Source organism: Streptomyces sp. NPDC018964 (assembly GCF_044390325.1).
Lineage (GTDB): Bacteria > Actinomycetota > Actinomycetes > Streptomycetales > Streptomycetaceae > Streptomyces.
Map to the genome: position 1 here is coordinate 223,029 of NZ_JBIRYZ010000011.1, position 24,996 is coordinate 248,024.

Annotated in this window: 29 protein-coding genes and 1 pseudogene; 15 read left to right on the forward strand and 15 right to left on the reverse strand. The window is 73.3% G+C overall.

Annotated features, from left to right (window positions below):
- Positions 1–68: 68 nt before the first annotated feature.
- Complete coding sequence (locus tag ACH5AO_RS21015) at positions 69–1,058, forward strand: aldo/keto reductase (RefSeq protein WP_398926758.1); 990 nt, start codon at positions 69–71, stop codon at positions 1,056–1,058.
- Between the two features lie 242 nt (positions 1,059–1,300).
- Here the strand turns inward: ACH5AO_RS21015 and ACH5AO_RS21020 are convergent, their stop codons facing one another.
- Positions 1,301–2,302, reverse strand: coding sequence for a Gfo/Idh/MocA family protein (locus tag ACH5AO_RS21020; protein ID WP_398926760.1), 1,002 nt, complete (start codon positions 2,300–2,302; stop codon positions 1,301–1,303).
- Positions 2,303–2,438: 136 nt separating this feature from the next.
- Positions 2,439–2,660 carry a hypothetical protein gene (locus ACH5AO_RS21025; protein ID WP_398926879.1) on the reverse strand — a complete coding sequence of 74 codons (222 nt, stop codon included), beginning with the start codon at positions 2,658–2,660 and terminating at the stop codon, positions 2,439–2,441.
- Here ACH5AO_RS21025 and ACH5AO_RS21030 point away from each other — a divergent pair.
- The 3 genes from ACH5AO_RS21030 (at position 2,653) to ACH5AO_RS21040 (ending at position 6,262) form a co-directional block, all read left to right on the forward strand.
- On the forward strand, positions 2,653–3,855 hold the full coding sequence (locus tag ACH5AO_RS21030; RefSeq protein WP_398926875.1) for a multidrug effflux MFS transporter: 1,203 nt from the start codon (positions 2,653–2,655) through the stop codon (positions 3,853–3,855). The genes ACH5AO_RS21025 and ACH5AO_RS21030 overlap by 8 nt on opposite strands.
- Entirely contained in the window at positions 3,825–4,985 is a 1,161-nt protein-coding gene (locus ACH5AO_RS21035; RefSeq protein ID WP_398926877.1) for a serine hydrolase domain-containing protein, read from the forward strand. The genes ACH5AO_RS21030 and ACH5AO_RS21035 overlap by 31 nt, the downstream gene beginning before the upstream one ends.
- A gap of 272 nt (positions 4,986–5,257) precedes the next feature.
- Entirely contained in the window at positions 5,258–6,262 is a 1,005-nt protein-coding gene (locus ACH5AO_RS21040) for a small ribosomal subunit Rsm22 family protein (RefSeq protein ID WP_398926762.1), read from the forward strand.
- Here the strand turns inward: ACH5AO_RS21040 and ACH5AO_RS21045 are convergent.
- Positions 6,202–6,450 (reverse strand): DUF6243 family protein, encoded by a 249-nt coding sequence (locus ACH5AO_RS21045; protein ID WP_398926764.1) that lies wholly within the window; start codon positions 6,448–6,450, stop codon positions 6,202–6,204. The two genes, ACH5AO_RS21040 and ACH5AO_RS21045, sit on opposite strands and share 61 nt — an antisense overlap.
- A 100-nt stretch (positions 6,451–6,550) precedes the next feature.
- Here ACH5AO_RS21045 and ACH5AO_RS21050 point away from each other — a divergent pair, with 100 nt between their 5' ends.
- On the forward strand, positions 6,551–7,168 hold the full coding sequence (locus ACH5AO_RS21050; RefSeq protein ID WP_398926766.1) for a TetR/AcrR family transcriptional regulator: 618 nt from the start codon (positions 6,551–6,553) through the stop codon (positions 7,166–7,168).
- A gap of 32 nt (positions 7,169–7,200) precedes the next feature.
- On the opposite strand, the gene ACH5AO_RS21055 is transcribed toward ACH5AO_RS21050, so the two are convergent.
- Positions 7,201–8,073, reverse strand: a complete 873-nt coding sequence (locus ACH5AO_RS21055; protein WP_398926768.1) for a glycerophosphodiester phosphodiesterase — start codon at positions 8,071–8,073, stop codon at positions 7,201–7,203.
- A 221-nt stretch (positions 8,074–8,294) separates the two neighbouring features.
- Here ACH5AO_RS21055 and ACH5AO_RS21060 point away from each other — a divergent pair, with 221 nt between their 5' ends.
- On the forward strand, positions 8,295–9,032 hold the full coding sequence (locus ACH5AO_RS21060; protein WP_398926770.1) for a bifunctional DNA primase/polymerase: 738 nt from the start codon (positions 8,295–8,297) through the stop codon (positions 9,030–9,032).
- Positions 9,033–9,101: 69 nt separating this feature from the next.
- On the opposite strand, the gene ACH5AO_RS21065 is transcribed toward ACH5AO_RS21060, so the two are convergent.
- The 4 genes and pseudogenes from ACH5AO_RS21065 to ACH5AO_RS21080 form a co-directional block, all read right to left on the reverse strand.
- On the reverse strand, positions 9,102–10,088 hold the full coding sequence (locus ACH5AO_RS21065) for a hypothetical protein (RefSeq protein WP_398926772.1): 987 nt from the start codon (positions 10,086–10,088) through the stop codon (positions 9,102–9,104).
- Positions 10,051–10,194 (reverse strand): annotated as a pseudogene (locus ACH5AO_RS21070) (iron transporter); the annotation flags it as partial. The pseudogene ACH5AO_RS21070 and the gene ACH5AO_RS21065, both read right to left, overlap by 38 nt.
- Complete coding sequence (locus tag ACH5AO_RS21075) at positions 10,193–11,059, reverse strand: heme ABC transporter ATP-binding protein (protein ID WP_398926774.1); 867 nt, start codon at positions 11,057–11,059, stop codon at positions 10,193–10,195. The pseudogene ACH5AO_RS21070 and the gene ACH5AO_RS21075, both read right to left, overlap by 2 nt.
- Positions 11,056–12,138, reverse strand: a complete 1,083-nt coding sequence (locus tag ACH5AO_RS21080) for a FecCD family ABC transporter permease (protein WP_398926776.1) — start codon at positions 12,136–12,138, stop codon at positions 11,056–11,058. The genes ACH5AO_RS21075 and ACH5AO_RS21080 overlap by 4 nt, the downstream gene beginning before the upstream one ends.
- A gap of 462 nt (positions 12,139–12,600) precedes the next feature.
- On the opposite strand from ACH5AO_RS21080, the gene ACH5AO_RS21085 reads away from it, so the two are divergent.
- Together ACH5AO_RS21085 and ACH5AO_RS21090 are read left to right on the forward strand one after the other, a co-directional pair.
- Positions 12,601–12,921, forward strand: coding sequence for a hypothetical protein (locus tag ACH5AO_RS21085; RefSeq protein WP_398926778.1), 321 nt, complete (start codon positions 12,601–12,603; stop codon positions 12,919–12,921).
- A gap of 188 nt (positions 12,922–13,109) precedes the next feature.
- Positions 13,110–13,754 carry a PhzF family phenazine biosynthesis protein gene (locus tag ACH5AO_RS21090; RefSeq protein ID WP_398926780.1) on the forward strand — a complete coding sequence of 215 codons (645 nt, stop codon included), beginning with the start codon at positions 13,110–13,112 and terminating at the stop codon, positions 13,752–13,754.
- Positions 13,755–13,811: 57 nt separating this feature from the next.
- On the opposite strand, the gene ACH5AO_RS21095 is transcribed toward ACH5AO_RS21090, so the two are convergent.
- Positions 13,812–14,237: a hypothetical protein gene (locus ACH5AO_RS21095; protein WP_398926782.1), complete on the reverse strand. Its 426-nt coding sequence runs from the start codon at positions 14,235–14,237 to the stop codon at positions 13,812–13,814.
- A 9-nt stretch (positions 14,238–14,246) separates the two neighbouring features.
- On the opposite strand from ACH5AO_RS21095, the gene ACH5AO_RS21100 reads away from it, so the two are divergent.
- The 3 genes from ACH5AO_RS21100 to ACH5AO_RS21110 are packed head-to-tail and all read left to right on the forward strand — an operon-like array spanning position 14,247 to position 15,081.
- Positions 14,247–14,504, forward strand: a complete 258-nt coding sequence (locus tag ACH5AO_RS21100) for a hypothetical protein (protein ID WP_398926784.1) — start codon at positions 14,247–14,249, stop codon at positions 14,502–14,504.
- The gene (locus tag ACH5AO_RS21105; protein ID WP_398926786.1) at positions 14,494–14,883 is read left to right on the forward strand and encodes a hypothetical protein; all 390 of its coding nucleotides are present in this window, start codon (positions 14,494–14,496) and stop codon (positions 14,881–14,883) included. Before ACH5AO_RS21100 ends, ACH5AO_RS21105 begins: the two co-directional genes overlap by 11 nt.
- A gap of 15 nt (positions 14,884–14,898) precedes the next feature.
- Complete coding sequence (locus tag ACH5AO_RS21110; RefSeq protein ID WP_398926788.1) at positions 14,899–15,081, forward strand: hypothetical protein; 183 nt, start codon at positions 14,899–14,901, stop codon at positions 15,079–15,081.
- Between the two features lie 12 nt (positions 15,082–15,093).
- Here the strand turns inward: ACH5AO_RS21110 and ACH5AO_RS21115 are convergent, their stop codons facing one another.
- Both ACH5AO_RS21115 and map read right to left on the reverse strand, forming a co-directional pair.
- Entirely contained in the window at positions 15,094–15,741 is a 648-nt protein-coding gene (locus ACH5AO_RS21115; protein WP_398926790.1) for a heme oxygenase (biliverdin-producing), read from the reverse strand.
- A 140-nt stretch (positions 15,742–15,881) separates the two neighbouring features.
- A complete protein-coding gene (gene map / locus ACH5AO_RS21120; protein ID WP_398926792.1) occupies positions 15,882–16,739 on the reverse strand; it encodes a type I methionyl aminopeptidase in 858 nt (285 codons plus the stop codon).
- An 83-nt stretch (positions 16,740–16,822) separates the two neighbouring features.
- Between map and ACH5AO_RS21125 the strand changes: the two genes are divergently transcribed.
- Positions 16,823–17,053 (forward strand): hypothetical protein, encoded by a 231-nt coding sequence (locus ACH5AO_RS21125; protein WP_398782171.1) that lies wholly within the window; start codon positions 16,823–16,825, stop codon positions 17,051–17,053.
- Between the two features lie 19 nt (positions 17,054–17,072).
- On the opposite strand, the gene ACH5AO_RS21130 is transcribed toward ACH5AO_RS21125, so the two are convergent.
- Positions 17,073–17,687, reverse strand: a complete 615-nt coding sequence (locus tag ACH5AO_RS21130) for a hypothetical protein (RefSeq protein WP_398926794.1) — start codon at positions 17,685–17,687, stop codon at positions 17,073–17,075.
- Positions 17,688–17,827: 140 nt separating this feature from the next.
- Here ACH5AO_RS21130 and npdG point away from each other — a divergent pair, with 140 nt between their 5' ends.
- Both npdG and ACH5AO_RS21140 read left to right on the forward strand, forming a co-directional pair.
- Positions 17,828–18,553, forward strand: a complete 726-nt coding sequence (gene npdG / locus ACH5AO_RS21135; protein ID WP_398926796.1) for an NADPH-dependent F420 reductase — start codon at positions 17,828–17,830, stop codon at positions 18,551–18,553.
- A gap of 75 nt (positions 18,554–18,628) precedes the next feature.
- Positions 18,629–18,820 carry a hypothetical protein gene (locus ACH5AO_RS21140; protein WP_398926798.1) on the forward strand — a complete coding sequence of 64 codons (192 nt, stop codon included), beginning with the start codon at positions 18,629–18,631 and terminating at the stop codon, positions 18,818–18,820.
- Here ACH5AO_RS21140 and ACH5AO_RS21145 read toward each other — a convergent pair.
- Positions 18,810–19,610, reverse strand: a complete 801-nt coding sequence (locus tag ACH5AO_RS21145; protein WP_398926800.1) for a site-2 protease family protein — start codon at positions 19,608–19,610, stop codon at positions 18,810–18,812. The genes ACH5AO_RS21140 and ACH5AO_RS21145 overlap by 11 nt on opposite strands.
- 259 nt (positions 19,611–19,869) lie before the next feature.
- Here ACH5AO_RS21145 and ACH5AO_RS21150 point away from each other — a divergent pair, with 259 nt between their 5' ends.
- Positions 19,870–23,148 (forward strand): BTAD domain-containing putative transcriptional regulator, encoded by a 3,279-nt coding sequence (locus ACH5AO_RS21150; RefSeq protein ID WP_398926802.1) that lies wholly within the window; start codon positions 19,870–19,872, stop codon positions 23,146–23,148.
- On the opposite strand, the gene ACH5AO_RS21155 is transcribed toward ACH5AO_RS21150, so the two are convergent.
- Together ACH5AO_RS21155 and ACH5AO_RS21160 are read right to left on the reverse strand one after the other, a co-directional pair.
- Positions 23,149–23,967: an ABC transporter permease gene (locus ACH5AO_RS21155; protein WP_398926804.1), complete on the reverse strand. Its 819-nt coding sequence runs from the start codon at positions 23,965–23,967 to the stop codon at positions 23,149–23,151.
- Complete coding sequence (locus ACH5AO_RS21160) at positions 23,964–24,992, reverse strand: ATP-binding cassette domain-containing protein (protein ID WP_398926806.1); 1,029 nt, start codon at positions 24,990–24,992, stop codon at positions 23,964–23,966. Before ACH5AO_RS21160 ends, ACH5AO_RS21155 begins: the two co-directional genes overlap by 4 nt.
- Between the last annotated feature and the right edge of the window lie 4 nt (positions 24,993–24,996).

The window sequence follows — 24,996 nt, forward strand, 5'->3', positions numbered from 1 at the left end:
CTGACAGGCCCCGCCGTCGAACCGGCGGCTTGACTTCGCGCGCGCTCCAACTCCTAGCGTTCCGCGGCATGGAGACCACACGGACACTGGGACGCAGCGGTATCGAGGTCAGCGCCGTCGGGTTCGGCTGCTGGGCGATCGGCGGTGAGTGGCAGGACGCCACCGGACAACCCCTGGGATGGGGCAGGGTCGACGACGAGGAGTCGACGCGGGCGATCCGGCGCGCGCTCGACCTGGGCGTCACCTTCTTCGACACGGCCGACGTCTACGGGACGGGGCACAGCGAGTACGTCCTCGGACGGGCCCTCGGACGGCGCCGGGACGAGGTCGTCGTCGCCACCAAGTGGGGCAACGTCTTCGACCCGGATTCCCGCACCCTCACCGGCGGCGACGACTCCCCGGAACACCTGCGCCGGGCCCTGACCGACTCGCTGCGCCGCCTCGGCACCGACCACGTCGACCTGTACCAGCTCCACCTCGCCGACGCCGACCCCGAGCGGGCCGCCCGGCTGCGGGACGCCTGCGAGGAACTGGTGGCGCAGGGGCTGATCCGGGCCTACGGATGGAGCACCGACGACCCGGACCGCGCCGCCGTGTTCGCGAAGGGGCCGCACTGCACCGCCGTACAGCACGCGCTCAACGTCCTCACGGACGCGCCCGAGATGCTCCGGCTGTGCGAGGAGGCGGACCTCGCCTCCGTCAACCGCAGTCCGCTCGCCATGGGCCTGCTCACCGGGAAGCACTCCGGCCGGCGGACGCTGGAGGCCGGGGACATCCGCAGCCGGCCGCCCGCCTGGCTGCGGGGTTTCGGTGCCGGGTCCGGCGCGGACCCCGAGTGGCTGGCGCGGGTCGACGCGCTGCGGGACGTCCTCACCAGCGACGGCCGCACCCTCGCCCAGGGCGCGCTCGCCTGGCTGTGGGCACGCAGCCCGCGCACGGTGCCGATCCCCGGTTTCCGGTCGGTCGCCCAGGCGGAGGAGAACGCGGGGGCGCTGGAGAAGGGCGCGCTCACCGGCGCGCAACTGGCCGAGGCCGAGCGGATCCTCGCCGCCCGGTAGCGGGCCCGGTCATGGTGTGCGGCGGCCGTTCCACCCACCGGTGCGCACCCGCGCTCCCGCGCGGGTCCACCCCCAACCCGGTGGCGTGGAACGACCGCCGCCTCCCCCCTGGACATGGCCCACGGAAGGCGCTCATTCCAAGTGTGAAGCTTTGGTGTAGGAGAGTTGAGCACAACTCCGCTACCGGCCGCAATGGTGCGGACGTTCAAAATCCGTTTGTGCGAACCGAGTGCGCCGCCCGCTCAGCGGGTCTCGCCGGGGTAGCGGACGCCGACGCGGTCCCGGATCGCGTCGAGGGTCCGCATCACGGCGAGGGTGCCGTCGAGCGGGACCAGCGGGGACTCGGTCTCGCCGGCCCGCAGGGCCCGCATCACCTCGGCGGCCTCGTGCCGGAAGCTGTCGCGGGGGCCGTCGGCCGGGTCGGCCGTGAACTCCTCCGGGTCACGGCCGTCCCGGTGCAGCACGAACCGCTCCGGGAAGAAGAAGCCGGACGGAATGTCGATGCGGCCCCGCGAACCGGTGATCGAGGCGTAGGTCGCCGTACCGCCCACGATGGAGCAGTGCACCGAAGCGAGAGCGCCGCTCTCCCACGAGAGCAGTGCCCCCGTCTGGAGGTCGACACCCTCCTCCGAGAGCATCGCCCGCGCCGTGACGTCCGACGGCTCCCCGAGCAGCAACTGCGCGAATGACACCGGGTACACGCCCAGGTCCAGCAGGGCGCCCCCGCCCAGCGCCGGGTCCCGCAGCCGGTGCGACGCCGGGAACGGGCCCGAGAGGCCGAAGTCCGCCTGCACGTGGCGCACCTCGCCGATCGCGCCGTCCTCGACCAGTGCCTTCAGCCGTCGCACCATCGGATGGCAGTACGTCCACATGGCCTCCATCAGGAAGCGCCCGCCGCCCCGCGCCAGCGCGACCAACTCCTCCGCCTCCCGCACATTCAGCGTGAACGGCTTCTCGCACAGCACGTTCCGCCCGGACTCCAGCATCAGTCCGGCCGCCGCGCGGTGCGCCGTGTGCGGAGTGGCGACGTAGACGACGTCGACCTCCTCGTCGAGCGCCAGCGACTCCCAGTCGCCGTACGCCCGCGGTATCCCGAACCGCTCGGCGAACGCCTTCGCCGTCTCCGCCGACCGCGACGCCACCGCCACGACCTCCGCGTCCGGCACGTCCGCCAGGTCCGCGGTGAACCTCGCGGCGATTCCCCCGGTCGCCAGAATGCCCCAGCGCACCTTCTGCTCCGTCATGCGTCCCACCCTGCTCGTGTCGTTCGTCACATAGTGAACGAATGTCGATGGAAGCGCTCCCATGACATCGCCGTTGACGCCGAGCACTCCGTACGAGCTGAGAGCATAGGGAGCCGATGGCGTGAAAAGGGAGGGGTCACATGCCCGAGGGTGGGGCGTCCATATCGAACTCGGCGACAAATCCGGCGACAAATCCGGCGACAAATCCGGCGACGAATCCGGCAGCGACCTCGGCGGCGAACCCGTCAGCGGACCCGGCACGGAAACAGAACAGGACACCGGACCCGGCCCCGACGGCGGCCGAGGCGACGCTCCGCGCGACCACGACCGCCGGCCGCCGTACCAGCCTGCTGGTCACGCTCGTACTCGGCGGCCTGACCGCCACACCGCCCCTGGCGATGGACATGTACCTCCCCGCCCTGCCGGAGGTCACCCGGTCCCTGCACGCGCCCGCCGCCACCGTCCAGCTCACGCTCACCGCCTGCCTGGCCGGCATGGCGCTCGGGCAGATGGTGGTCGGCCCGATGAGCGACCGGTGGGGCCGCCGCCGGCCGCTGCTCATCGGCCTCGCGGTCTACGTCGTCGCCACCGCGCTGTGCGCCTTCGCGCCCACCGTCGAACTCCTCATCGCCTTCCGGCTGGCGCAGGGCCTCGCGGGCGCGGCCGGGATCGTCATCGCGCGGGCGGTCGCCCGTGACCTGTACGACGGCGTGGCCATGGCCCGCTTCTTCTCGACCCTCATGCTGATCTCCGGGGTCGCACCGATCGTGGCGCCGCTCATCGGCGGGCAGATCCTGCGGGTGACGGACTGGCGGGGCGTGTTCGCCGTCCTGACCGTCGTCGGGGCGCTGCTGACGGCCGTCGTCTGGGCGAAGCTGCCGGAGACGCTGGCGCCCGCCGACCGGCACGGCGGCGGGATCGGCGACGTGCTCGGCTCGATGCGCCGCCTGCTCGCCGACCGTGCCTTCACCGGCTACATGCTCGCCGGCGGTTTCGCCTTCGCGTCGCTCTTCGCGTACGTCGCGGCCTCCCCGTTCGTCATCCAGGAGATCTACGGCGCCTCCCCGCAGACCTTCAGCCTGCTGTTCGGGCTCAACTCCATCGGCCTGATGATCATGGGGCAGGTCAACGGCAAGATCCTGGTCGGCCGGGTCCGGCTGGACAAGGCGCTCGGCCTGGGGCTCGTCGTCGTGGTCGTCGCGTCGGTCGCGCTGCTGCTGATGTCGCTGGGCGTGTTCGGCGAGGCCGGACTGGTGCCCATGGCCGCCGCGCTGTTCGTGCTGATGTCCGCGATGGGCATCACCCTGCCGAACACGCAGACGCTCGCCCTGATGCGCACCCGGCACGCCGCCGGCTCCGCGTCGGCACTGCTCGGCACGAGCTCCTTCCTCATCGGCGCGATCGCCTCCCCGCTGGTCGGGATCGCCGGGGAGGACACCGCCGTCCCGATGGCCGTCGTCCAGCTCGTCGCCGCCCTCGTGGCGCTGGCCTGCTTCCTGGGAATGTGCCGTCCGCGCGACGGATGGGCCGGCGCGAAGGGCGGGGGCATCTGAGCGCGCCCAGACTGCGCCCCGGCACGCCGGAACGGGCCGGGCTCGACGCGCGGGAACTCCGTCACCTGGTCCAGGAGGTCCACGCCCGCACCGACGGCGAACGGCCCTGGGCGGCGGGCGCCGTCGTGGTCGTCGGACGCGGCCCGGTGCTCGCCGTGCGGGAGGCGGCGGGCTGGGCCGTGCGCTACGCGGCGTACGACGAGGAGACGGACACCCCGGTCGAACTGCCGCCGGCCGAACGCGTCCCGATGACCGTGGACACCCCCTTCGACCTGGCGTCCCTGACCAAACTGTTCACCTCGGTGGCGGCGGTGCAGCAGATCGAACGGCGCACGCTGGGCATCGACGCGCGCCTGGGCGCGTACCTGCCGGACTTCACCGGGGCGGCGCGCCACGGGATCACCGTCCGCCAGCTGCTCACCCACACCTCCGGGCTGCGCCCCGAACTCCCGCTGTACGACTGCGCCGACGACGGGGAACGGCTGGCGCTGCTGCGCGCGGAGCGGCCCGTCGGGGTGCCCGGCACGTACTGCTACTCCGACCTCAACATGCTGCTGCTCCAGCACGTCCTGGAACGCGTCACCGGCCGTACGCTCGACGTCCTCGTGCGCGACGGCATCACCCGGCCGCTCGGCATGACGGCGACCGGCTTCGGGCCGTGCCCGTCCGCGGCGGCGACGGAGGACCAGCGGCGGCCGTGGGCCAAGGCGGACCGGGGGATGCTGCGGGGCGAGGTGCACGACGAGAACGCGTGGGCGCTGGGCGGGGTGGCGGGCCACGCGGGGCTGTTCTCCACGGCCGGGGATCTGGCGGTCTTCTGCCGCACGCTGCTGGCGGGCGGCTCGTACGGTCCCGCCCGCATCCTCGGTCCCGACTACGTGGACCTGCTGTTCACCCCGCCCGGTCTGGGCTTCGCCCTGGACCAGCCGTGGTTCATGGGGGAGCTGGCGGGGCGGGGGGCCGCGGGCCACACGGGTTTCACGGGCACGTCCCTGGTCCTGGACCGGGCCACGGACACGTACCTGATCCTGCTGGCCAACACGGTCCATCCGCGCCGGCCGGCTCCGCCGGACAGTACGCCGAGGGCGCGGGCGGCTACGCGGGTGGCGCGGGCGGTGCGGGGGAGATGAGGGGGTGCCCCTCTTTTTGGGCGGGGCCCGGTTTCTTGGGCAGGGCCCGGTGTTCGTGGGGGCCCGGTGCTTTGGGTGGGGCCCGGTGTTCGTGGGGCCGGTGCTTGTGAGGTGCCCTGGGTGGGTGCGGGCGGGGGGTGTTCGCGCAGCCCGGCGCTTACGGGGTGCCGTCGCGCCCACCCGTGCCGCCCCAGCGGCACGACTGCCCGCGGGAGCGAGGGGCGGGCTCGGTGCGGGCCGTGGGGGAGGGGTGGGGCCCGTAGAATCGTCGGGTGAACGTCCCTGCTCCTGCTCCTGCGCCCGCTGCCGAAACCCTGCGCTCCGCCCTTGCCGGGCTGCTCGACGGGATTCCGGCGCGGCAGGCGGCGCAGGCCGTCGAGCGGCTGATCGCCACCTACCGGGGCGCCACCCCGACCGGGGCGCCGATCCTGCGGGACCGGGCCGACGTGGCCGCGTACGCCGCCTACCGGATGCCCGCGACGTTCGAGGCGGTGCGGTCCGCGCTGGAGGCGTTCGCGGACGCCGTGCCCGGATGGGTGCCCGGCGGCCACGTGGACGTCGGCGGCGGAACCGGCGCGGCCGCCTGGGCGGTGAGCGCCACCTGGGACGGGGAGCGTCCCGTGACCGTCCTCGACTGGGCCGAGCCCGCCCTCGCCCTCGGCCGGGAACTCGCCGCCGCCCACCCCGCCCTCCGCGCCGCCCACTGGCAGCGCTCCCGCATCGGACCGGAACTCGACCTCGAGAGCACCGATCTCGTCACCGTCTCCTACGTCCTCAACGAACTCACCGCCCCCGACCGCACCGCCCTCGTCGACGCGGCCGCCGGCGCCGCGCGGGCCGTCGTGATCGTCGAACCCGGCACCCCCGACGGCTACGCCCGCGTCATCGAGGCCCGCGACCGCCTGATCTCCGCCGGCTTCCACGTCGCCGCCCCCTGCCCGCACGGCGCCGCCTGCCCCATCGCCCCCGGCACGGACTGGTGCCACTTCTCCGCGCGGGTCAGCCGTTCCTCCCTGCACCGCCAGATCAAGGGCGGTTCCCTCGCCTACGAGGACGAGAAGTTCAGCTACGTCGCCGCCACCCGCCTCCCGGTCGCCCCGGCCCCCGCCCGCGTCGTCCGCAAGCCGCAGATCCGCAAGGGCCAGGTCCTCCTCGACCTGTGCGAGAAGGACCCGGCCCTGCGCCGCACCACGGTCACCAAGCGCCACGGCGACCTCTACCGGGCCGCCCGGGACACCGACTGGGGCGACCCCTGGCCCCCGCGCGCCGACGTCTGATCCCAGGCCGCGCCGCCGTTCTCCTCCCGCTTCGCCTGCAGCTTGCGCAGCAGCTCCCGCTTCTGCGCCCGCGGGTCGAGCCCGCCCCCGACACGTCCGCCGCGCCCGCCGCCGCGCAGGGCCTCGCGGCCCAGGTGCTGTCGGGTGCCGCCGACGCCCAGCATGTTTCCGGCTCCGCCTCGGGTCATGGTGATCTCCTCCCATCGATACGAGACGTATCGTCTCGCTTTTGACGCTCACCACTGTCCGGCGAGACGCACCGTCTTGTCAACTGGTAAATTCGCTCCCATGGCCGCACACCAGTCCGTCCCCGACGCCACCCGCCGCAGCGAGCGCTCCCGGCGGGCCATCTACGACGCCGCCCTCGCCCTGGTCGTCGAGGCCGGCTACCCGAAGACCACCATCGAGGGCATCGCCTCCCGCGCCGGAGTCGGCAAGCAGACGATCTACCGGTGGTGGCCGTCGAAGGCGGACGTCCTCCTCGAGGCGTTCCTCGACATGGCCGAGCGGGCGGCGACGGCGGCCGGCCAGGTTCCGTACGCCTTCCCGGACACCGGCGACCTCGCCGCCGACCTCAAGCTCGTCCTGCGCGCCACGGTCGACGAACTGCGGGACCCCTCCTTCGAGGCCCCCTCCCGCGCACTGGCCGCCGAGGGCGTCGTCAACGAGGAGCTCGGCCGCAGACTCGTCGCCAGACTCCTGGAACCCCAGCTCCAGCTCTACGTCGACCGCCTGCGTTCCGCCCAGGACGCCGGGGACGTCCGCCCGGACATCGACCCCCGCATCGCCCTGGAACTCTTCGTCTCCCCCCTCGCCCAGCGCTGGCTCCAGTACACAGGCCCGATCACCTACGACTACACCGACACCCTCGTCGACTACGCCCTCAACGGCCTCGCACCCCGCTGACCGCACCGCACCGGGCCGGGCGGCCGGCGCCCTCACCGCCCCGGCGCCGCGCTCACCCTCCCCGGCACCCGTGCCGGATGCCGGGCCAGCCGCCCCGGCGCGTCCGTGATGACGCCGTTGCAGCCCAGCGCCAGGGCGCGGTCGCGCTGGGCCGGGGTGACGACCGTGTGGGCCCACACCCGGGGGATGCCGGAGCGCACCGCGCGCCTCAGGTCGGCGTCCCGCGCCTTGATGTCGACGTCGAGCAGGTCGACGTAGGAGCGCCACCGCCCGGGCCGGTCGGTGCGCAGCTGACGGGCCGAACGCCACAGCTGGGTCAGCAGGCCCAGGCGGTGGACGCGGCGGGCGACCTCGGGATCGTTGGTGTTCACGAATACCGAGCGGGTCAGACCGCGGGCCCGGATCAGCGCGGCCAGCCGCTCCACACCGCGCGGATCCTTCGCCTCCAGCATCAGCACGATCCGCCCGCCGAACCGGTCCAGCACCTCGGCGACCGTCGGCGGCCGCTCCGAGCGCCAGCTCCCCGGCAAGCGGTCGCGCGGACGCAGCCGTACGCCCCGCCACTCCCCGGCGTCCAGGCCGCGCACCTCACCGCCCAGGAAGGTTGTACGGTTCAGGGTCGCGTCGTGGAAGACCACCGGCGTGCCGTCCCGCAGCACCCGCGTGTCGAAGTCCAGCACCTGCGCCGTACCGCGCCGGAACGCCGCCATCAGCCCCGACATGCTGTTCTCCGGCACCTCGCGGGCCCCGCCCCGGTGGGCGGCGTACGGGACGCGGGGCAGCGAGTCCACCGTCAGCGGCCCGGACCCCCACTCCAGCGGGCGGTCGCCGCCGTGGCCCGTGAGGGTCAGCGACACCACGGAAGCCACGGCCGCCAGACCCGTCAACGCGACGCTTGTGACCATGACGACCACGGTAGGTCCGCCGGTCACCGCGGACCGCCCGACGGCACCCGAACCGGTGCACGCCCCTCGTCGCGCGCACCCTTCGTCACCCCCCGTCCCCCCTCGTCTCCTCCGGGTTCCCTCGTCCCACCTGCGCCGATTGTGGGCTCCGGCCCCCCGGGGAGCACGATCGTGGGACCATAGGGCATGCTGTGTGGCACGACGGCGAGGCGAGGGGATAGATGAGCGCGGAGTTCGGCGGCCGGACCGGCCGGCAGGGCAGGCTCTCCCAGTGGCTGCGCGGACGCCGCCCGAAGGAGACCGCCGACGAGGGCGGCCGTGAGGCCCTGCTGCTCGCCGCCGCCGAAGCGGGACTGCCGCTCGCGCCCGCCGCCCACCCCGCCGCCGGATACGGCTGCTCCTGCGACCGCGTGGGCTGTCCCACCCCCGCCCGGCACCCGGTGTCGTTCGCCTGGCAGACGCAGTCCACCACCGACCGCGCCCAGATCGAGCGCTGGGCCCGCCACCAGCCGCAGGCCAACTTCATCACCGCCACCGGCATGGTGCACGACGTCCTCGACGTCCCCCTGGACGCCGGCCACGAGGCGCTCACCCGCCTCCTCGACGCCGGCGTCGAGGTCGGCCCCGTCGCCGAGAGCGACGACGGCCGGATGCTGTTCTTCACCCTCACCCGCGGCACCCCCGAGGACGAGGACGAGTGGTGGCCGTGCGAGCTGGACTGCCACCCGGAGACCATGGACGAGCACCCCGGCCTGCGCTGGCACTGCCGCGGCTCCTACGTCCTCGTACCGCCCGCCCGCCTCCCCGGCGACGACGACCCGTCGGTGCACTGGGTACGCGGCCTCGAGCACCCGCTCCCGGACCCGCTGAGCCTGCTGGAGGTCCTCACCGACTCCTGCGCCCGCCACGCCGACGAACAGCCCGACCACGCGGGCACGGCCTGGCCCCTGCGCCACTGAGCCCGGCGTCCGTATCACTGAGCCCGGTTCCTGCGTGACTGGGCCCGGCGCCCCGGAACCGGAAGGGGCTCACTCGCCCTGCGCCGATGTCAGCCCCTGGATCCGCCCCAGGACCTCCACCTCACCGTCGGCCGGGTCCAGCGCCACCTCGTTGGAGACGAACTCCATCGTCAGCGACTGCCGTATCTCCCCGGTCGTCAGCGCCAGCACGTCCTTGTTCGGCGTCGGCACCGACGCCCCGGCCGCGGCGGTCTGCTTCTCGAAGTGGCGGGTGGTGAAGAACACCAGCGCCCCGCCGTCCTTCGTACGCAGCGCCAGCGGCGCGTAGTCGCCGTCCGTCATCGGCTCGTCGATGTACTGCGTGGCCAGCCCCGGCCGCGACGACTTCTTCTCGCGCTGGGTCCGCCACCCGCTGGTGTGCGGGCCGTCCGAGAAGACGTCCCCGCCGTCCTTGAGGAACGACGTGTACTTCCCGCTCAGTTCGCCCGGTGGCACGGCCACGTCCGACGAGTTGGCGGGCACGGCCTCGGCCCAGCCGTCCTCGTCGGTCTTGAACTCCGGTATGTCCTCCGGGAGAACCAGCGTCAGGTACGCCGCCTCCCAGGTCTCGTCCAGCCCGTCGCGGGTGAACACCAGCAGCCAGCGCGCCTCGCCGCCCTTGTTGCCGGCCGCGTCGGCGAGGAACCAGCGCGGCCAGCCGGCCTTCTTCGGGATGGTGAACTTCGCGTCCGTCAGCTCCAGCGGCGTGTGCGAGGCGTTGCCCTCCGGGTTGTTGGCCTGCCCGGCCTTCAGCCGCGCCTCGTCGATGTCGGCGAGGGCGCCGGTGGTGTGGTCGGCGTCCAGGGAACTGTCGTACGCCTTGTCGGCCTCGTTGTACGCGGCCGTGAACTCCTCGAGCGCCTTGGCGGCTTCGGCACGGGTGGTGGCCGGGAGCACCTCGCGCTCACCGTGCACCACCACACAGCCGCTCGCCGTCACCGACAGGGCGACCACGAGCGCGCACGTGCCGGTCCTGCGGTGCCCGCGGAGCCTTCGCAGGCCGAGATCCCTGGTCATCCGGTTCCTTCCCCTTCCCGGAGGCGAACCCTACCGGGACGGGGAGGAGCGCGAGCGCCGGGACCGGGTACAGCGGCCACACCGTGACCTGGAGGACGGCCGGGTCAGCCGGAGGCCGGTCCGTCCCGCACCGGAAGCACCAGGACCGCCCCCGTCCGCGGATGCGGGAACACCTCCACGGGCTGCTCGTACACCTCCGACAGCAGCCGCTGCGTGAAGACGTCCTCCGGCGGCCCGTCGGCCGCGACCCGGCCCGCGCGCAGGACCGCCACCCGGTGCGCGTGGGCCGCCGCGAGTCCCAGGTCGTGCAGGACGACGACCACCGCGTCACCGGCGTGCGCCCGCTCCCGGCACAGCCGCGGCACCAGCTCCTGGTGCCGCAGGTCGAGCGCGGCGGTCGGTTCGTCGAGCAGGAGGAGGGGCGTGCGCTGGGCCAGCACCCGGGCGAGCGCGACCCGGGCCCGCTCGCCGCCGCTGAGCGCGGAGAAGGGGCGGGCGGCGAAGCCGGTCACCTCGGTGGCGGCCATCGCCCCGGCCACGGCGGCCTCGTCCCCGTACTCGTCCTTGCCGGGCCGGGCGGCGGTGGCCCAGGGCGCCCGGCCCATGCGGACCACCTCCTCGACCGTGAACGGGAAGGAGAGGGACGCGGACTGGGGCAGGACGGCCCGGCGCAGCGCGAGTTCGGGCGCGGACCAGGCGGACGCGGGACGCCCGTGGATCCGCACGGTGCCGGTGGTGGGCGGGAGATCGGCGGCGAGGGCGCTCAACAGGGTGGATTTCCCGGCCCCGTTGGGACCGACGAGGGCGAGGACCTCGCCGGCGCGGACGGTGAGGTCGACACCGGCGAGCACCGTACGGGCGCCGAGCCGTACGGAGAGCCCCTCGGCCTCGGCGAGTACCTCACCGGGCTCGGGGGCGGCCGGCGGGACGGGACGGTTGCGCAGCCGGAGCAGGCCCGGGGAACGGTTCACGCCCAGCCTCCCTGCCTGCGCCGGGTGCGGCGCAGCAGCCAGAAGAAGAACGGGCTGCCGAGCAGCGCCGTGAGGACACCGAGGGGGAGTTCGGCGGGCTCGGCGACGGTACGCGCCGTCAGGTCGGCGGCGAGCAGCACCAGCGCGCCCAGCAGCGCACTGCCCGGGAGCAGGAACCGGTGCCCCGGACCGGCCGCCATCCGCAGCAGGTGCGGCACGACCAGCCCGACGAACCCGATGATCCCCGACACGCTGACGGCCGCCGCCGTCAGCAGCGCGATCACCAGCACCAGCACGATCCGCAGCCGCTCCACGTCCACGCCCAGGTGCCGGGCCGGACGTTCGCCGAGCGCCAGCAGGTCGAGCCGGCGGGCGTACAGGGGCGCGACGGCCAGCCCGAGCGCCGCGCACGGCAGGACGGCGAGCACCTTCGGCCAGGTGGCCTGGGAGAGCGAGCCGAGCTGCCAGAAGGTGATCTGGTTGACGGCGGCGGTGTCCGCGACGAACAGGAACAGCCCGATGAGGGCGCCCGCGAAGGCGTTCACCGCGATCCCGGTGAGGATCAGCGTCACCACCTCCGTACGGCCGCCCGAGCGGGACATCGCGTACACCAGCAGGACGGTGGCGAGCCCGGCGGCGAACGCGAGGACCGGAACCGTCCAGGTGCCGAGGAGATCCAGCCCGAGCGCGATCGCCGCCACCGCGCCCACCGCCGCGCCGGAGGAGACGCCGATGACGCCCGGCTCGGCGAGCGGATTGCCGAACATGCCCTGCATCAGCGCACCGGCGCACCCCAGCGAGGCCCCGACGAGCAGCGCGAGCACGATCCGCGGGAACCGCACGTTCCACAGCACCGACTCGGCGACCCGGTCCAGCTCGGCCCCGCCCAGCCCGATCCGGTGCTGCACCGAGGTGAGGACGTCGCCGACGGGCACGGGGTAGGCGCCGGTACCGGCGGCCACGGGGACGAGGACCAGCAGGGCGGCGACGAGCGAGACGGTCAACAGCCAGGCGGTGGTGTGCCGTCGCCCGGTGACGGGAGGCGCCGGCTCCCGCACGGCCTTCTCCAGGACGGTCACGCGCCACCGCCGTACAGCTGGGTGACGGCGGGCAGTCGCGTGACGGTGGACAGCAGTGCTCCCGCCGGTCGAGTGTGCAGGCGTCGCACGGTCCGTCCGTTCCTTCCGTCCGTGGTGGGTGCTGCCGTGGTGGATGCGGCCCGAGATGAAGCTTAGGTTAGCCTTACCTTTGCTTGCTACCCACTGTCGTCTTCGATGGACCGTCCTCGCAGGCCCGGAGGCCGGCCTCGCGAGTGCGGAAGGCCGGCCGTCGGCCGAGGGCTCCTGGCCGCCTCGGGCGACAGCGTCAGGCCGGACTCGCACTCCAGCATGTGCAACCCGGCCGTGGAGGGGCCCGGTCGTCGGACTCCCGGCCTTCCTCCAGGAAGAAGTCCGCGTCGGTGAGGGTACGGTCAAGCAACTCGCTTCCACGTTCCGGCGTCCCACTGGACGAGGACGGCTGCCGATCACCCGGGAGAGCACGTGACGGAGAAGGACCGGACGACGGACGCGGCGGGGGAGAAGGACCGCGAGAAGTGGATGGCGCGTTTCCAGGTACGGCTGGCCATGCAGCCGGGCGTGGACCGGGCAGTCGTGCTCCGGGCGGTCAAGGAGGTCACGGCGCACTGCGCGGAGACGGGAGAGCACCCGCGGACCGCCTTCGGCGACCCGGACGCCCATGCCGTGCAGGCTGCCGCGCGGCTGGTGCCGACGGACCGGGCGGTGCGTGCGAGGCGGCGCGACGCCGTGGGGGACAAGCTCACCGCCGTACTCAAAAGGGCCGGGGACGTCACCGGTCTGTGACCGGCTGAGGCGACTTCCGTCATGATCCGGCGCACGGGTTCCAGCACGGTTTCCCTCCGCCCGGGCCACCGGGCGGCTCGGGCGACCGGCGGAGCGCCGGAGCCGGTGACACCGGTTCTGCCGGACGGGCGTCGGCGACCCCGCGACCTGGGAGGACCTGGCCGCCCGCGCGATGCTTGAATGCCCCCGTGACTGACTACGACGTGCTGCGCGTCTTCTGCGGACCTCGCGGCGGGTACGGCAATGAACTCGGTGTCGTGCGCGACGGTTCCGTGATGCCCGAGCGGGAGGACCGGCAGGCGTTCGCCGCGAAGCTCGGGTTCAGCGAGACCGTGTTCGTCGACGACCCCGAGCGCGGGGTGATCGACATCTACACCCCCACCCTGCGCCTGCCCTTCGCCGGCCACCCCTGCGTCGGCGCGGGCTGGCTGCTCGACGTGCCCGAGCTGGTCGTCCCCGCCGGGGTGGTGGGCGCCCGGCAGGACGGGGAGTTCTGCTGGATCGAGGCGCGGGCGGAGTGGGCGCCGCCGCGCACCCTGCGCCAGTACGCGAGCGCCGCCGAGGTCGACGACCTGCCCGTGCCGCCGAAGGGGGAGTGGGTCTACGCCTGGGCCTGGCTGGACGAGCCGGCCGGCCGCATCCGAGCCCGCGCCTTCCCCGGCCGCGACGACGGCATCGACGAGGACGAGGCGACGGGCGCCGCGGCCCTTCTCCTCACCGACCGGCTGGGCCGTGCCCTGAACATCACCCAGGGCACGGGCTCCCAGATCCTCACGGCCCCCCAGCCGGAGGGCTGGACGGAGATCGGCGGCCGGGTGTACCTGGAGTGCTGATGGTGCCGGGGCGGAGCCGTTCGCCGGTCCGGGCCCGGACGAGGAGGGCGGCGAGTCTCAGCGATCGACGACCCAGCGTGCGGCCGCAGGCCAGGACCCCGTGCTGACGATGTGCTCCACGAGCCGCAACGCCTCATCGACGGGCACGGTGTCCCGGTCAGGGTACGCGTCGTGCTGCCCGTCGGACAGAACGAACCCGTGGCTGAAACCCTCGGCTCCCGGGTCCACGGCATGCTCGCCGGGATCGCCCTCGCCGTTCAGGAGTATCACCATCGCTCGCTCGGTGTTCGTCACGAAGGCCAGCGACCGGTCGGACGAACTGGTCAGCCACGTCTCGAACCGGCCCCTGTCACATCTCGCCCGAAGCATTGCCGACACCGCTCCGGACGGTACAGGGGTGGTGCTGCCGTCATCGATCACCCAGGACTCGACCATGAGCACGACGATTTCATGTGCTGCATGGCGGGCGCTTCGATTGAACACGGTGAAGCGGTGCGCTCCCCGGTGATGCTCGTCGTCGGCGGCGGAGGGCGGATCCTGATCACCACCCACTCACCGGTCGCGCTGGAGGACGCCCAGGACGCGATGGTGTGCCTGGACACCGTTACTCGATTCGGTGACGGTCATCCGCCCCGGCGGCTGAGCCGGGCGCGGAAGGTGGCGGGGAGCGGTGAGCGCGGGACGTTCGTCACCCCCCTCGAAGTGCGGAAGTACCTCGATCCCCTGGGGCGGTACGCGCGTGGGGCGTAGGTATCTCAGTCTCGCTCTCCTGACGGAGGGAGCCAGTGACCAGTGGTTCCTCGTTCCCCTCGTCGACCGGCTGATCGCCGAACTCGCCCTTGAGGCGCCGGTCGGCTTCGACTGCTCGGGAGTGGTCGCCGGTGAGTGCTTCACCGTGGCGCACCGGGAGCTGGTGGCACGTGAAGTGACCGATCTACTCCGCTACTTCGACATCGTGATGGTCCACCACGACCACAACGAGCGGGGCAAGGTCGATGCCGTCCGTGAGCGGTTTCCCGACGACGCGCACCGCATCGTGGCCCTGGTACCCGTGCCGGAGACCGAGGCGTGGATGCTGGCGGACCCCGAAGCGCTCAGAGAGGCCGCGCCCACGCGTGACGCCGCGTAGGAGCTGCCGTACGACGTGGAGAAGGTCGCCGACCCGAAGGCCGTGCTCAAGGCGGCGCTGGGCGGGCGTCGCGACGCGGAGCGGGACTTCGGCCGGCTGGGGCAGACGGTCGCGCTCGACGCACTGAGCAAGGTGCCCGCGTACCGGCGGTGGACCACTGAGTTGCGCGCGGCGATGGAAGGGCTGCGGTTCCTGTGACGTCCGAGGGCGTCACGCCGACAGAGGGAACTCCTCGCCCAGTGCCCGGAAGACCTCCGTGTTCAGGGCGAACGCCCGCTTGCACTCGCTCACGACGCGCTGCTTCTCCAGGTCGTCGACCGGGACCGCGTCCAGCAGTTCGCGGTAACCCCGCTTGAAGGCCGCCGGGTTGGAGATGCCCTCGAAGACGTAGAAGCGGACGCCGTCGCCCTTGCGCTCGAAGCCCCACGTCCTCTCCACCCTGCCGCGGATGATCTGACCGCCGGAGAGGTCGCCCAGGTAGCGGGTGTAGTGGTGGGCGACGTAGCCGGACGGCCAGGTGCGGGCGCACTCGGCGACGCGGGCCGCGTAGGCGCGGGTGGCGGGGAGAGCGGTCAGGGTCGAGCGCCAGTCGGGGCCGCGCAGGTGGGCCAGGTCCCGCTCCAGGGACGGCAGGCGGAACAGTTCCGGCTGGATGAACGGGCCCGCCACCGGATCCGACGCGAGCCTCGGCGCCCCGGACTCCAGCGCCTCGTACACGAACCACAGCTGCTCGGTGTAGCGCGCGTACGCGTCCACGCCCAGCCGGCCGCCCAGCAGATCGCTCATGAACGTCGACGTCTCCGCCTCCACGTGCTGCTCGTGGGAGGCGGTGCGGATGAGGGTCGAGAAGGAGTCCATGAATCCAGATCTTCTATGGTTAGGCTTACCTAAGTCAATGGGTTGCCGACGGGGTGTCGGTAACGCCCACTCTGCCACGGCACGGAAAAGCCCGCCCTCCGGAAGAGGGCGGGCCGAGGGGACCGGGGGACGCGGAAGGGCTACGGCAGGGTCAGGATGTCCGCGCCCGTCTCCGTCACGACCAGCGTGTGCTCGAACTGGGCCGTGCGCTTGCGGTCCTTCGTCACGACCGTCCAGCCGTCGTCCCACATGTCGTACTCGTGGGTCCCCAGCGTCAGCATCGGCTCGATGGTGAACGTCATCCCCGGCCGCATCACCGTCGTCGCGTGCGGGCTGTCGTAGTGCGGGACGATCAGGCCCGAGTGGAAGGACGTGTTGATGCCGTGGCCGGTGAAGTCGCGGACCACCCCGTAGCCGAACCGCTTCGCGTACGACTCGATCACCCGGCCGATGATGTTGATCTGCCGGCCCGGCCTGACCGCCTTGATCGCGCGGGCGAGGGACTCCCGGGTGCGCTCCACCAGCAGGCGGCTCTCCTCGTCCACCTCCCCGACCAGGTACGTCGCGTTGTTGTCGCCGTGCACCCCGCCGATGTACGCCGTCACGTCCAGGTTGACGATGTCGCCGTCGCGCAGCACCGTCGAGTCCGGGATGCCGTGGCAGATCACCTCGTTGACCGACGTGCACAGCGACTTGGGGAAGCCGCGGTAGCCGAGCGTCGACGGGTAGGCGCCGTGGTCGCACATGTACTCGTGCGCCACCCGGTCCAGTTCGTCCGTCGTCACACCGGGCGCGATCAGCTTCGCGGCCTCCTCCATCGCCCGCGCGGCGATCCGGCCGGCGGTCCGCATCGCCTCGACCGTCTCGGGCGTCTGCACCTCCGGACCGGTGTACGGAGTCGGGGCGGGCTTGCCGACGTACTCGGGACGACGGATGTTCCCGGGCACGGAACGGGTGGGGGACAGCTCCCCAGGGACGAGCAGCGACTGGCCAGACATGCCGGCGAGTCTAATTCAGCGGCGACGGGGGACCATCTTCCTGGCGGGACGGTGAGACGACGCGACGGTGAGAGGAACCGGTCATGCCCCTGTTCAAGAAGCGGACGGTCGGAAAACCGGGCGAGTGGTACTACTGCCTGGAGCACAAGAAGGTCGAGGAGGGCCCCGACTGCCCCGGCAAGGACCGCTTCGGCCCGTACGCGAGCCGCACCGAGGCCGAACACGCCATGGAGACGGCCCGCGAGCGCAACCTCCAGTGGGAGAACGACTCCAGGTGGCGCGACGCCCCCGCGGGCGAGCGGGACGACGGCTGACCCGACCGCGCCGGGGCGGCTACCAGTGCGTCGGCGGCGGGGCCGTCAGCAGGTCGGCCAGCCGCGACAGCCGGTCCCGGAAACGGCGGGGGCCCCGGCGGGCCGGCCGGACGTCCTCTCCGGCTGCCGCGCTGACCAGGTGCTGCACGGTGTCCAGGTCCAGCTCGGAACCGTCGGGCACGGGCAGGACCTCGTGGGCCATCGCCGGGAGCTCACCCTCACCGGGGCCCAGGGACAGCACCGTCGCCCCGGCCCGGCGGGCGTCGCACACCCGGTCGAGGAGCGGGGCGGCCGCCTCACCGGCCGCCTCCCCGGGCGCCACCACCAGCAGCGTCTCACCCCGCCGCGCCGCCGCCAGGCGCCCCAGGCCCACCGCCAGATGCGCGGGGTCCGAGGGACGCGCACCGTGCCGTACGAGCGTGGGGGCCAGCTCCGGCGTGCCCGACCAGGCGGCCTCGTCCACCAGGTGCGCCGCCAGATGCCACGGCTCGTACTCCGGTGTGCCCACGAGCAGCAGCCCGCCCCCGTGCGAGACCACCGACCCGCGCAGCGCCCCCGCGAAGTGCCGGGTGGCGCCCAGCCATTCCGTCCCGGCGAGCACGTCCCGCAACAGCGCGACCCGTACGGCATCCATGCGGCCGCATCCTTCCCCCGACCGGCCCTCCACGTCCCGGTGTTCGAACCGGGTTCGCCCGAACCGGGGACACGGCGCGGGCCGCGTGACCGGGCTCACGCCCGCCGGACGCGGTGCCGCCACGGACGTACAGTCGGGCCATGACCTCCAGTGACAGTGCCAGTGACAGCGCACAGAAGCCCGCGAAGGCCCCCGCCAAGGACCCCTGGGACCTGCCCGACGTCTCCGGGCTCGTCGTCGGCGTGCTCGGCGGCACCGGACCGCAGGGCAAGGGCCTCGCGTACCGGCTCGCCAAGGCCGGCCAGAAGGTGATCATCGGCTCCCGCGCCGCCGAGCGTGCGCGGGCCGCCGCCGAGGAGCTCGGCCACGGCGTCGAGGGCGCCGACAACGCCGAGACCGCCCGGCGCGGCGACATCGTGATCGTCGCCGTGCCGTGGGAGGGCCACGGCACGACGCTGGAATCCCTGCGCGGGGAACTGGCCGGCAAACTCGTCGTGGACTGCGTCAACCCGCTCGGCTTCGACAAGCAGGGCGCCTACGCGCTGAAGCCGGAGGAGGGCAGCGCCGCCCAGCAGGCCGCCGCGCTGCTCCCGGACTCCCGGGTCACCGCCGCCTTCCACCACCTGTCGGCCGTCCTCCTCCAGGACCCGGAGACCGACGAGATCGACACCGATGTGATGGTGCTCGGCGAGGCCCGCGCCGACGTCGAGATCGTGCAGGCGCTCGCCGGGCGCATCCCGGGCATGCGGGGCATCTTCGCCGGACGGCTGCGCAACGCCCACCAGGTGGAGTCGCTGGTCGCCAACCTGATCTCCGTCAACCGCCGCTACAAGGCACACGCCGGGCTCCGCGTCACGGACGTATGAGGCGATGGGGGACACTGGAGGCCGTAGCAGTGCCGCAGCAGTGTCAGCAGTGTCCCCCGACAGGAGCCCCCAGCCATGCCCCGCCTCGCCCTCTACGCCCTCGCCGTCTGCCTCCTCGCCGTCGCCGCGGCCGTCGTCTCCTTCGTGCGGGGCAGCGTGTTCATCGGCATCGTCTGGGTGCTGCTGGCGGGACTGTCGTCCAACATGACCTGGTACTACGCGCGGCGCGGGCGGGCGGCGGCGCGCAGCGGCTCCGTCACGGGCTGACCGAGCAGTACCCGCTGGTCTCCCGCCAGAAGCGGAACAGGTCGTAGCCGCAGTACGTGTCGAACTCGTCGATGCCCAGCGTCCTCAGCAGCGAGTCGACCACGTCGAAGAACGCGCCGTTCACCGACGGCACCCACAGCAGCGCGAACACGAACAGCAGGCCGAACGGAGCGAACGGCTCCACCTGCCGCCGGACCCCGTACGACAGCCAGGGCTCGATCACGCCGTAGCCGTCCAGGCCCGGCACCGGCAGGAAGTTCAGGATCGCGGCCGTCACCTGGAGCAGCGCCAGGAACGCCAGCGCGAACCGGAAGGCGGCCGGCACGCCGTCCAGCGCGCCCAGCCAGAACGGCGCCGTGCACACGACCGCGAACAGCACGTTCGTCAGCGGGCCCGCCGCCGAGATCAGGCTGTGCCGCCACCGCCCCCGGATCCGGCCGCGCTCGATGAACACGGCACCGCCCGGCAGACCGATCCCGCCCATGATGACGAAGACGACCGGGAGCACGACGCTCAGCAGGGCGTGCGTGTACTTCATCGGGTTCAGGGTGAGGTAGCCCTTCGCGCCGACCGATATGTCGCCGCTGTGCAGCGCCGTGCGCGCGTGCGCGTACTCGTGCAGGCACAGGGAGACGATCCAGGCGGCCGTCACGAACAGGAACACGGCGACCCCGGGCTGCTCCGCGAACCCGGTCCAGGTGGCCCACCCGGTGACCGCCGTCACGGCCAGGATCCCCAGGAAGACCGGACTGATCCTCCGGTCGCTGTGACGGGTGGCGGCGGTGGTCATGGGACTCCTCGGACAGCCGGGCGCGGACGGGACCGCCCGACGGTACCGGGCGCACGGTGAAAACGTCTCGCGTCGGCCGCCGGTTCCGCGCAGGGTGGGAACGACCATGACGACCACGACGACCACGCCGGGCTACGACGACCGGGTCGACCGGGCCGGTCACACCGACCACGCGGACTGAGCCGGCCACACCGACCACGCGGACCGGCCCGGCCACGCCGACCGGGCCCCGTGACCTCCGCCACCACCACCGGAGACAATGGACCCCGTGCGCTACCGCATCCTCGGCACCACCCAGGCACTCCGTCCCGACGGCACCGCCGTCCCGGTCGGCGGGGCGCGGCTGCGCGCCCTGCTGACCGTGCTCGCCCTGCGGCCGGGGCGCACCGTGCCCGTGGGCCTGCTGGTCGACGAGGTCTGGGACGGTGACCCGCCGGCCGACGCCACCGGGGCGCTCCAGGCGCTGGTGGGGCGGCTGCGCCGGACGCTCGGCGCGGACCAGATCGCCTCCGTCGACGGCGGCTACCGGCTGACCGCCGCGCCCGACGACATCGACCTGCACCGCTTCGAGCGGCTGGCCGGCGACGGCCTGCGCGCCCTCGCCGACGGCGACCCGGCGAAGGCGGCCGCCGTCCTCGACGACGCCCTCGCCCTGTGGCGCGGCCCCGCCCTCACCGGCCTGCCCGACCGCACCGCGCAGGAGGCCCGCCTGGCGACCCGGCACCTGGACGTGCTGCGCGCCCGGCACACCGCCGCCCTCGCCCTCGGCGACGCCGAGCGGTCCCTGCCCGAGCTGACCGCGCTGTGCGAGGACCACCCCCTCGACGAACCCCTCCAGGCGCTGCGGCTGCGCGCCCTGCGCGCCACGGGCCGCACCGCCGAGGCCTTGGCCGCCTACGAGGACGTACGACGCCTGCTCGCCGACCGCCTCGGCTCCGACCCCGGCGCCGAACTGCGCGCGCTCCACGCCGAGCTGCTGGAACCCGAGCCGGCGCCCACGACCCGGGCCGACGCGCCGCCCGGCAACCTGCGGGCCCGGCTGACCTCGTTCGTCGGCCGGGAGGCCGACATCGAGACCATCCGCGCCGACCTCACCACCGCCCGCCTGGTGACCCTGCTCGGGCCGGGCGGGGCCGGCAAGACCCGGCTGTCGCAGGAGGCCGCCGAGACCGTGCGGCGGACCCTCCCCGACGGCGCGTGGTTCGCCGAACTCGCCCCCGTCGACGACCCCGACGCCGTCCCCGAGGCCGTCCTCACCGCCGTCGGCGCCCGCGAGACCGTGCTCTACGGCGCCGGCGCCGAGAGCATGCGGGCCGTCACCGACCGGCACGACGACCCGGTGGAACGCCTCGCCGAGCACTGCGGACCGCGCCGCATGCTGCTGATCCTGGACAACTGCGAACACGTCGTCGAGGCCGTCGCCCACCTCGCCGAGACGCTGCTGGAACGCTGCCCCCACCTCACCGTCCTCGCCACCAGCCGCGAACCCCTCGGCGTGCGCGGGGAGCTGCTGCGTCCGGTGGAGCCGCTGCCCGAGCCGGTCGCGCTGCGCCTGCTCGCCGACCGGGGCGCCGCCGCCCGCCCCGGCTTCCGCCCCGACGCCGACGCCGGCACCGCGGCGGCCTGCGCGGAGATCTGCCGCCGCCTCGACGGACTGCCCCTGGCCATCGAACTGGCCGCCGCCCGGCTGCGGATGCTCACCCCGCGCCAGATCGCCGACCGGCTCGACGACCGCTTCCGCCTCCTCACCTCCGGCAGCCGCACCGCCCTCCCCAGACAGCAGACCCTGCGGGCCGTCGTCGACTGGTCCTGGGACCTGCTCGACGCCGACGAACGCGACGTACTGGGCCGGCTGTCGGTCTTCGCCGGCGGCTGCGGCCTCGCCGCCGCCGAGGCCGTGTGCGGACCGGCCGCTCTCGAGGCGCTCGGCTCCCTCGTCGACAAGTCCCTGGTGGTGGCCGCCCCTTCGGGCGACGGCGAGATGCGCTACCGGCTCCTGGAGACCGTCGCCGAGTACGCCGGAGAACGCCTCGACGAGTCCGGCCGGCGCGCGGAGGCCGAACGGGCGCACCTGACGTACTTCCGTGAACTCGCCCGCACCACCGAGCCGATGCTGCGCGGCCCGCGCCAGGTGGAGGCGATCGCCCTGCTGGAGCGGGAGTACGAGAACATACGCACGGCCCTGCGCCACGCCCTCGCCCTGCGCGACGAGCAGGAGGCCCTCTGCATCACCCTGTCGCTCGTCTGGTACTGGCAGATGCGCGACCTGCGCATCGAGGCCCGCAACTGGTGCACCGAGGTCATGGCCCTCGCCCCCGACCCGTTCACCGAGCCGTCGCGGCCCGCCGTGCCGCTGTGGGAACGCTGCACCGACGCCCCGCCCCCGATGACCGGCGAACTCCTCGCCGAGGCCCGCCGCGGGGTGCACCTGGCCCACCTGGCCCACATGGACACCGAACTCGACGACTGGCAGACCCCCGAGGCCCAGCACAAACTGCGCCTCGTCGGCGCGACCTACGAGCCGGGCATGCCGCAGGCCTGCCGGCCGCCCGGCCTGCTCTGGATCTTCGCCGTGATGCTGACCGGCGACATGGAACGGCTGCGCCACGTGGTCGACGCGGCGATCCGCACCTGCCGGGAGAACCCCGGATTCGAATGGGAGCTGGCCTCCAACCTCCAACTGCGCGCCAACTTCCTGGCCAACCGCAGCGACTGGGCCGGCGACGCCCGCCGCGACGCCGACGAGGCCCTGGAGATCCACCGCCGGCTCGGCGACACCTGGGGCCTCGCCGAGGCCCACTCCGCGCGCGGCGAGGCCCACGAACGCGTCGGCGCGTACGAGGCCGCGGCCGCGGACTACGAAGCGGCGATCGAGCACGCCGAGCGCCTCGGCGCCCGCGCCCACGTGGCCGTCCTCACCGCCCGGCTGGGCAGCGCGCTGCTGGAGGCGGGCGAGGCGGAGCGCGGTGAGCGGCTGCTGCGCGAGGTCATCGACGACACGCGCGGCCGCCACACCGAGGCCCTGCCCGCCGCCCGGCTCTTCCTGACCGGCTGGCTCTCCACGACCGGGCGCACCGCGGAGGCGCGGGAGCACCTGCGGGCGCTGCGCGAGGAGTTCCGCATCGCGCACTACGTCGTCTTCGACGCGTTCATCCTCGGTGCCGAGGGCTGGCTGGAGGTGGCCGACGGCAACGACGAGCGGGCCCTGACGATCATCCGCGAGGCGATCCGGCAGGCGGGCGACCCGCTGGCCGCCGCCATGGCACCCCACATGCGTTCGGCGTACGTCACCACGGGCGCCGTCGCCCTCGCCGGAGTCGACGGCGGGCGGCGCGCGGCGGACGCGGCCCGCTGCCTCGGCGCGGCCGACTCCTGGCTGCCGCCCGAGCACCACGCCGGGCAGGTGGAACGCGAGGTCCGGGCACGCGCCGAGGCGCGGGTCCGGGCGGTGCTCGGCGACGCGGCGTACGACACCGCGTACGCCGAGGGCGCCGGCCTCTCCCCGGAGGAGGCCGCCGCCCTGCTCGAACCGGCGTGATCAGCTCTTCGTACGGAACTTGTGGATCGCGACCGGCGCCATCACCGCCGTGATCCCCACCGACCAGGCCAGCGTCAGCCACAGGTCGTGGGCGACCGGGCCGCCCACCATCAGCCCGCGCGCGGCGTCCGCCAGCGCGGACAGCGGGTTGACCTCGGTGAAGGACTCCAGCCAGCCCGGCATCGACTGGGTCGGCGCGAAGATCGACGAGCCGAACTGCAGCGGCATCAGCACCAGGAAGCCCATCGCCTGCACCGACTGCGCGTTCTTCATCACCACGCCCAGCGTGAGGAAGATCCACATCAGGGCCGAGCCGAACACCGCGGACAGCCCCACGGCCGCGAACAGCCCCGGCCAGTTGGTGATGTCGAAGCCGACCAGCACACCGACGACCATCAGGATGGCGGTGGCGATCAGCATCCGCACCATCTCGACGGAGATCTTGGCGAACAGCACCGAGCCGCGCCCGATCGGCAGCGACCGGAAACGGTCCATGACCCCGGTGTTGAAGTCCTGGTTGAAGCCGGTGCCCACTCCCTGGGCCATGTTCATGCCCATCATGGCCATCAGTCCGGGCACGATGTACTGCACGTACGCCTCCTGCCCGCCGCCCAGCGACTGCCCGATCGAGCCGCCGAAGACGTACACGAACAGCAGGGTGAAGACGATCGGGAACAGCACGGCGTCGAACATCGACTCCGGGTCCTGCCGTATCCACAGCAGATTGCGGCGCACCAGGGCACCGGTGTGGCGCAGATGCCCGCGCAGCGGGATGCGCGCGTCCGCGCGAAGGTCCGTCGTGACGGTGGTGGCGCTCATACGGCGACGACCTCCTCGTGGGTCCCGGCGGGCACGGTGTCCTGCGGGGCACCGGCGCGGTGGCCGGTGAGGGACAGGAACACCTCGTCCAGGCTGGGCAGTTCGGTGGTGATGGAGCTGAGCGTGATGCCGCGCTCGGTGACCGCGCCGACCACGGCGGTCAGCTGCTCGTCACTGAGCACCGGGACGAGCACGGCACCCCGCTCGGTGTCCACGGTGGTCGTGGCGAGCCCGGTGACGCCCAGCGCGTCGAGGGCGTCCGCCAGCGGGCGCAGCCGCAGCGGATCGGCCGGGCGGATCCGCAGCGTACGGCCGCCGACCTTGGCCTTCAGCTCCTCGATGCCGCCGCTCGCGATGACCTTGCCCCGGTCCACGACGGTCAGCTCGGAGGCGAGCTGTTCGGCCTCCTCCATGTACTGGGTGGTCAGCAGCACCGTCACCCCGTCCCCGACCAGCCGCTTGACCTCGTCCCACACCTCGTTGCGGGTACGGGGATCCAGTCCCGTGGTCGGCTCGTCCAGGTACAGCACGGCCGGCCGGCCGATCATCGAGGCGGCCAGGTCCAGGCGCCGCCGCATGCCGCCGGAGTAGGTGGCCGCCGGGCGCCGGGCCGCCTCGGTGAGCGAGAACCGCTCCAGCAGCTCGTCGGCGCGGGACCGGGCCTCCTTGCGGGACAGGTCGAGCAGCCGCCCGATCAGATACAGGTTCTCCCAGCCCGGAAGCTTCTCGTCCACGGAGGCGTACTGTCCGGTCAGCCCGATCACCCGGCGCAGCTGCCTCGGCTGACGGACCACGTCGTACCCGGCGACGACGGCGTGTCCGGCGGTCGGCGTGAGCAGGGTGGACAGGATCCGCACCAGCGTGGTCTTCCCGGCCCCGTTCGGCCCGAGCACCCCCATCACGGTGCCCTCACGCACATCCAGGTCGACCCCGTCCAGCGCCTTGGTCTCCCCGTAGTGCTTGACCAGCCCCCGCACGGTGACGGCGCTCCCCGCGCCCCCCAGGTCATTGTCGTTTCGCTTCATGCCC

Coding starts and splice junctions, on each gene's coding strand:
- ACH5AO_RS21015 (WP_398926758.1), top strand. CDS start 69: ATGGAGACCACACGGACACTGGGACGCAGCGGTATCGAGGTCAGCGCC.
- ACH5AO_RS21020 (WP_398926760.1), bottom strand. CDS start 2,302: ATGACGGAGCAGAAGGTGCGCTGGGGCATTCTGGCGACCGGGGGAATC.
- ACH5AO_RS21035 (WP_398926877.1), top strand. CDS start 3,825: ATGGGCCGGCGCGAAGGGCGGGGGCATCTGAGCGCGCCCAGACTGCGC.
- ACH5AO_RS21045 (WP_398926764.1), bottom strand. CDS start 6,450: ATGACCCGAGGCGGAGCCGGAAACATGCTGGGCGTCGGCGGCACCCGA.
- ACH5AO_RS21050 (WP_398926766.1), top strand. CDS start 6,551: ATGGCCGCACACCAGTCCGTCCCCGACGCCACCCGCCGCAGCGAGCGC.
- ACH5AO_RS21055 (WP_398926768.1), bottom strand. CDS start 8,073: ATGGTCACAAGCGTCGCGTTGACGGGTCTGGCGGCCGTGGCTTCCGTG.
- ACH5AO_RS21060 (WP_398926770.1), top strand. CDS start 8,295: ATGAGCGCGGAGTTCGGCGGCCGGACCGGCCGGCAGGGCAGGCTCTCC.
- ACH5AO_RS21065 (WP_398926772.1), bottom strand. CDS start 10,088: ATGACCAGGGATCTCGGCCTGCGAAGGCTCCGCGGGCACCGCAGGACC.
- ACH5AO_RS21115 (WP_398926790.1), bottom strand. CDS start 15,741: ATGGACTCCTTCTCGACCCTCATCCGCACCGCCTCCCACGAGCAGCAC.
- map (WP_398926792.1), bottom strand. CDS start 16,739: ATGTCTGGCCAGTCGCTGCTCGTCCCTGGGGAGCTGTCCCCCACCCGT.
- ACH5AO_RS21125 (WP_398782171.1), top strand. CDS start 16,823: ATGCCCCTGTTCAAGAAGCGGACGGTCGGAAAACCGGGCGAGTGGTAC.
- ACH5AO_RS21130 (WP_398926794.1), bottom strand. CDS start 17,687: ATGGATGCCGTACGGGTCGCGCTGTTGCGGGACGTGCTCGCCGGGACG.
- npdG (WP_398926796.1), top strand. CDS start 17,828: ATGACCTCCAGTGACAGTGCCAGTGACAGCGCACAGAAGCCCGCGAAG.
- ACH5AO_RS21140 (WP_398926798.1), top strand. CDS start 18,629: ATGCCCCGCCTCGCCCTCTACGCCCTCGCCGTCTGCCTCCTCGCCGTC.
- ACH5AO_RS21145 (WP_398926800.1), bottom strand. CDS start 19,610: ATGACCACCGCCGCCACCCGTCACAGCGACCGGAGGATCAGTCCGGTC.
- ACH5AO_RS21150 (WP_398926802.1), top strand. CDS start 19,870: ATGGACCCCGTGCGCTACCGCATCCTCGGCACCACCCAGGCACTCCGT.
- ACH5AO_RS21155 (WP_398926804.1), bottom strand. CDS start 23,967: ATGAGCGCCACCACCGTCACGACGGACCTTCGCGCGGACGCGCGCATC.
- ACH5AO_RS21160 (WP_398926806.1), bottom strand. CDS start 24,992: ATGAAGCGAAACGACAATGACCTGGGGGGCGCGGGGAGCGCCGTCACC.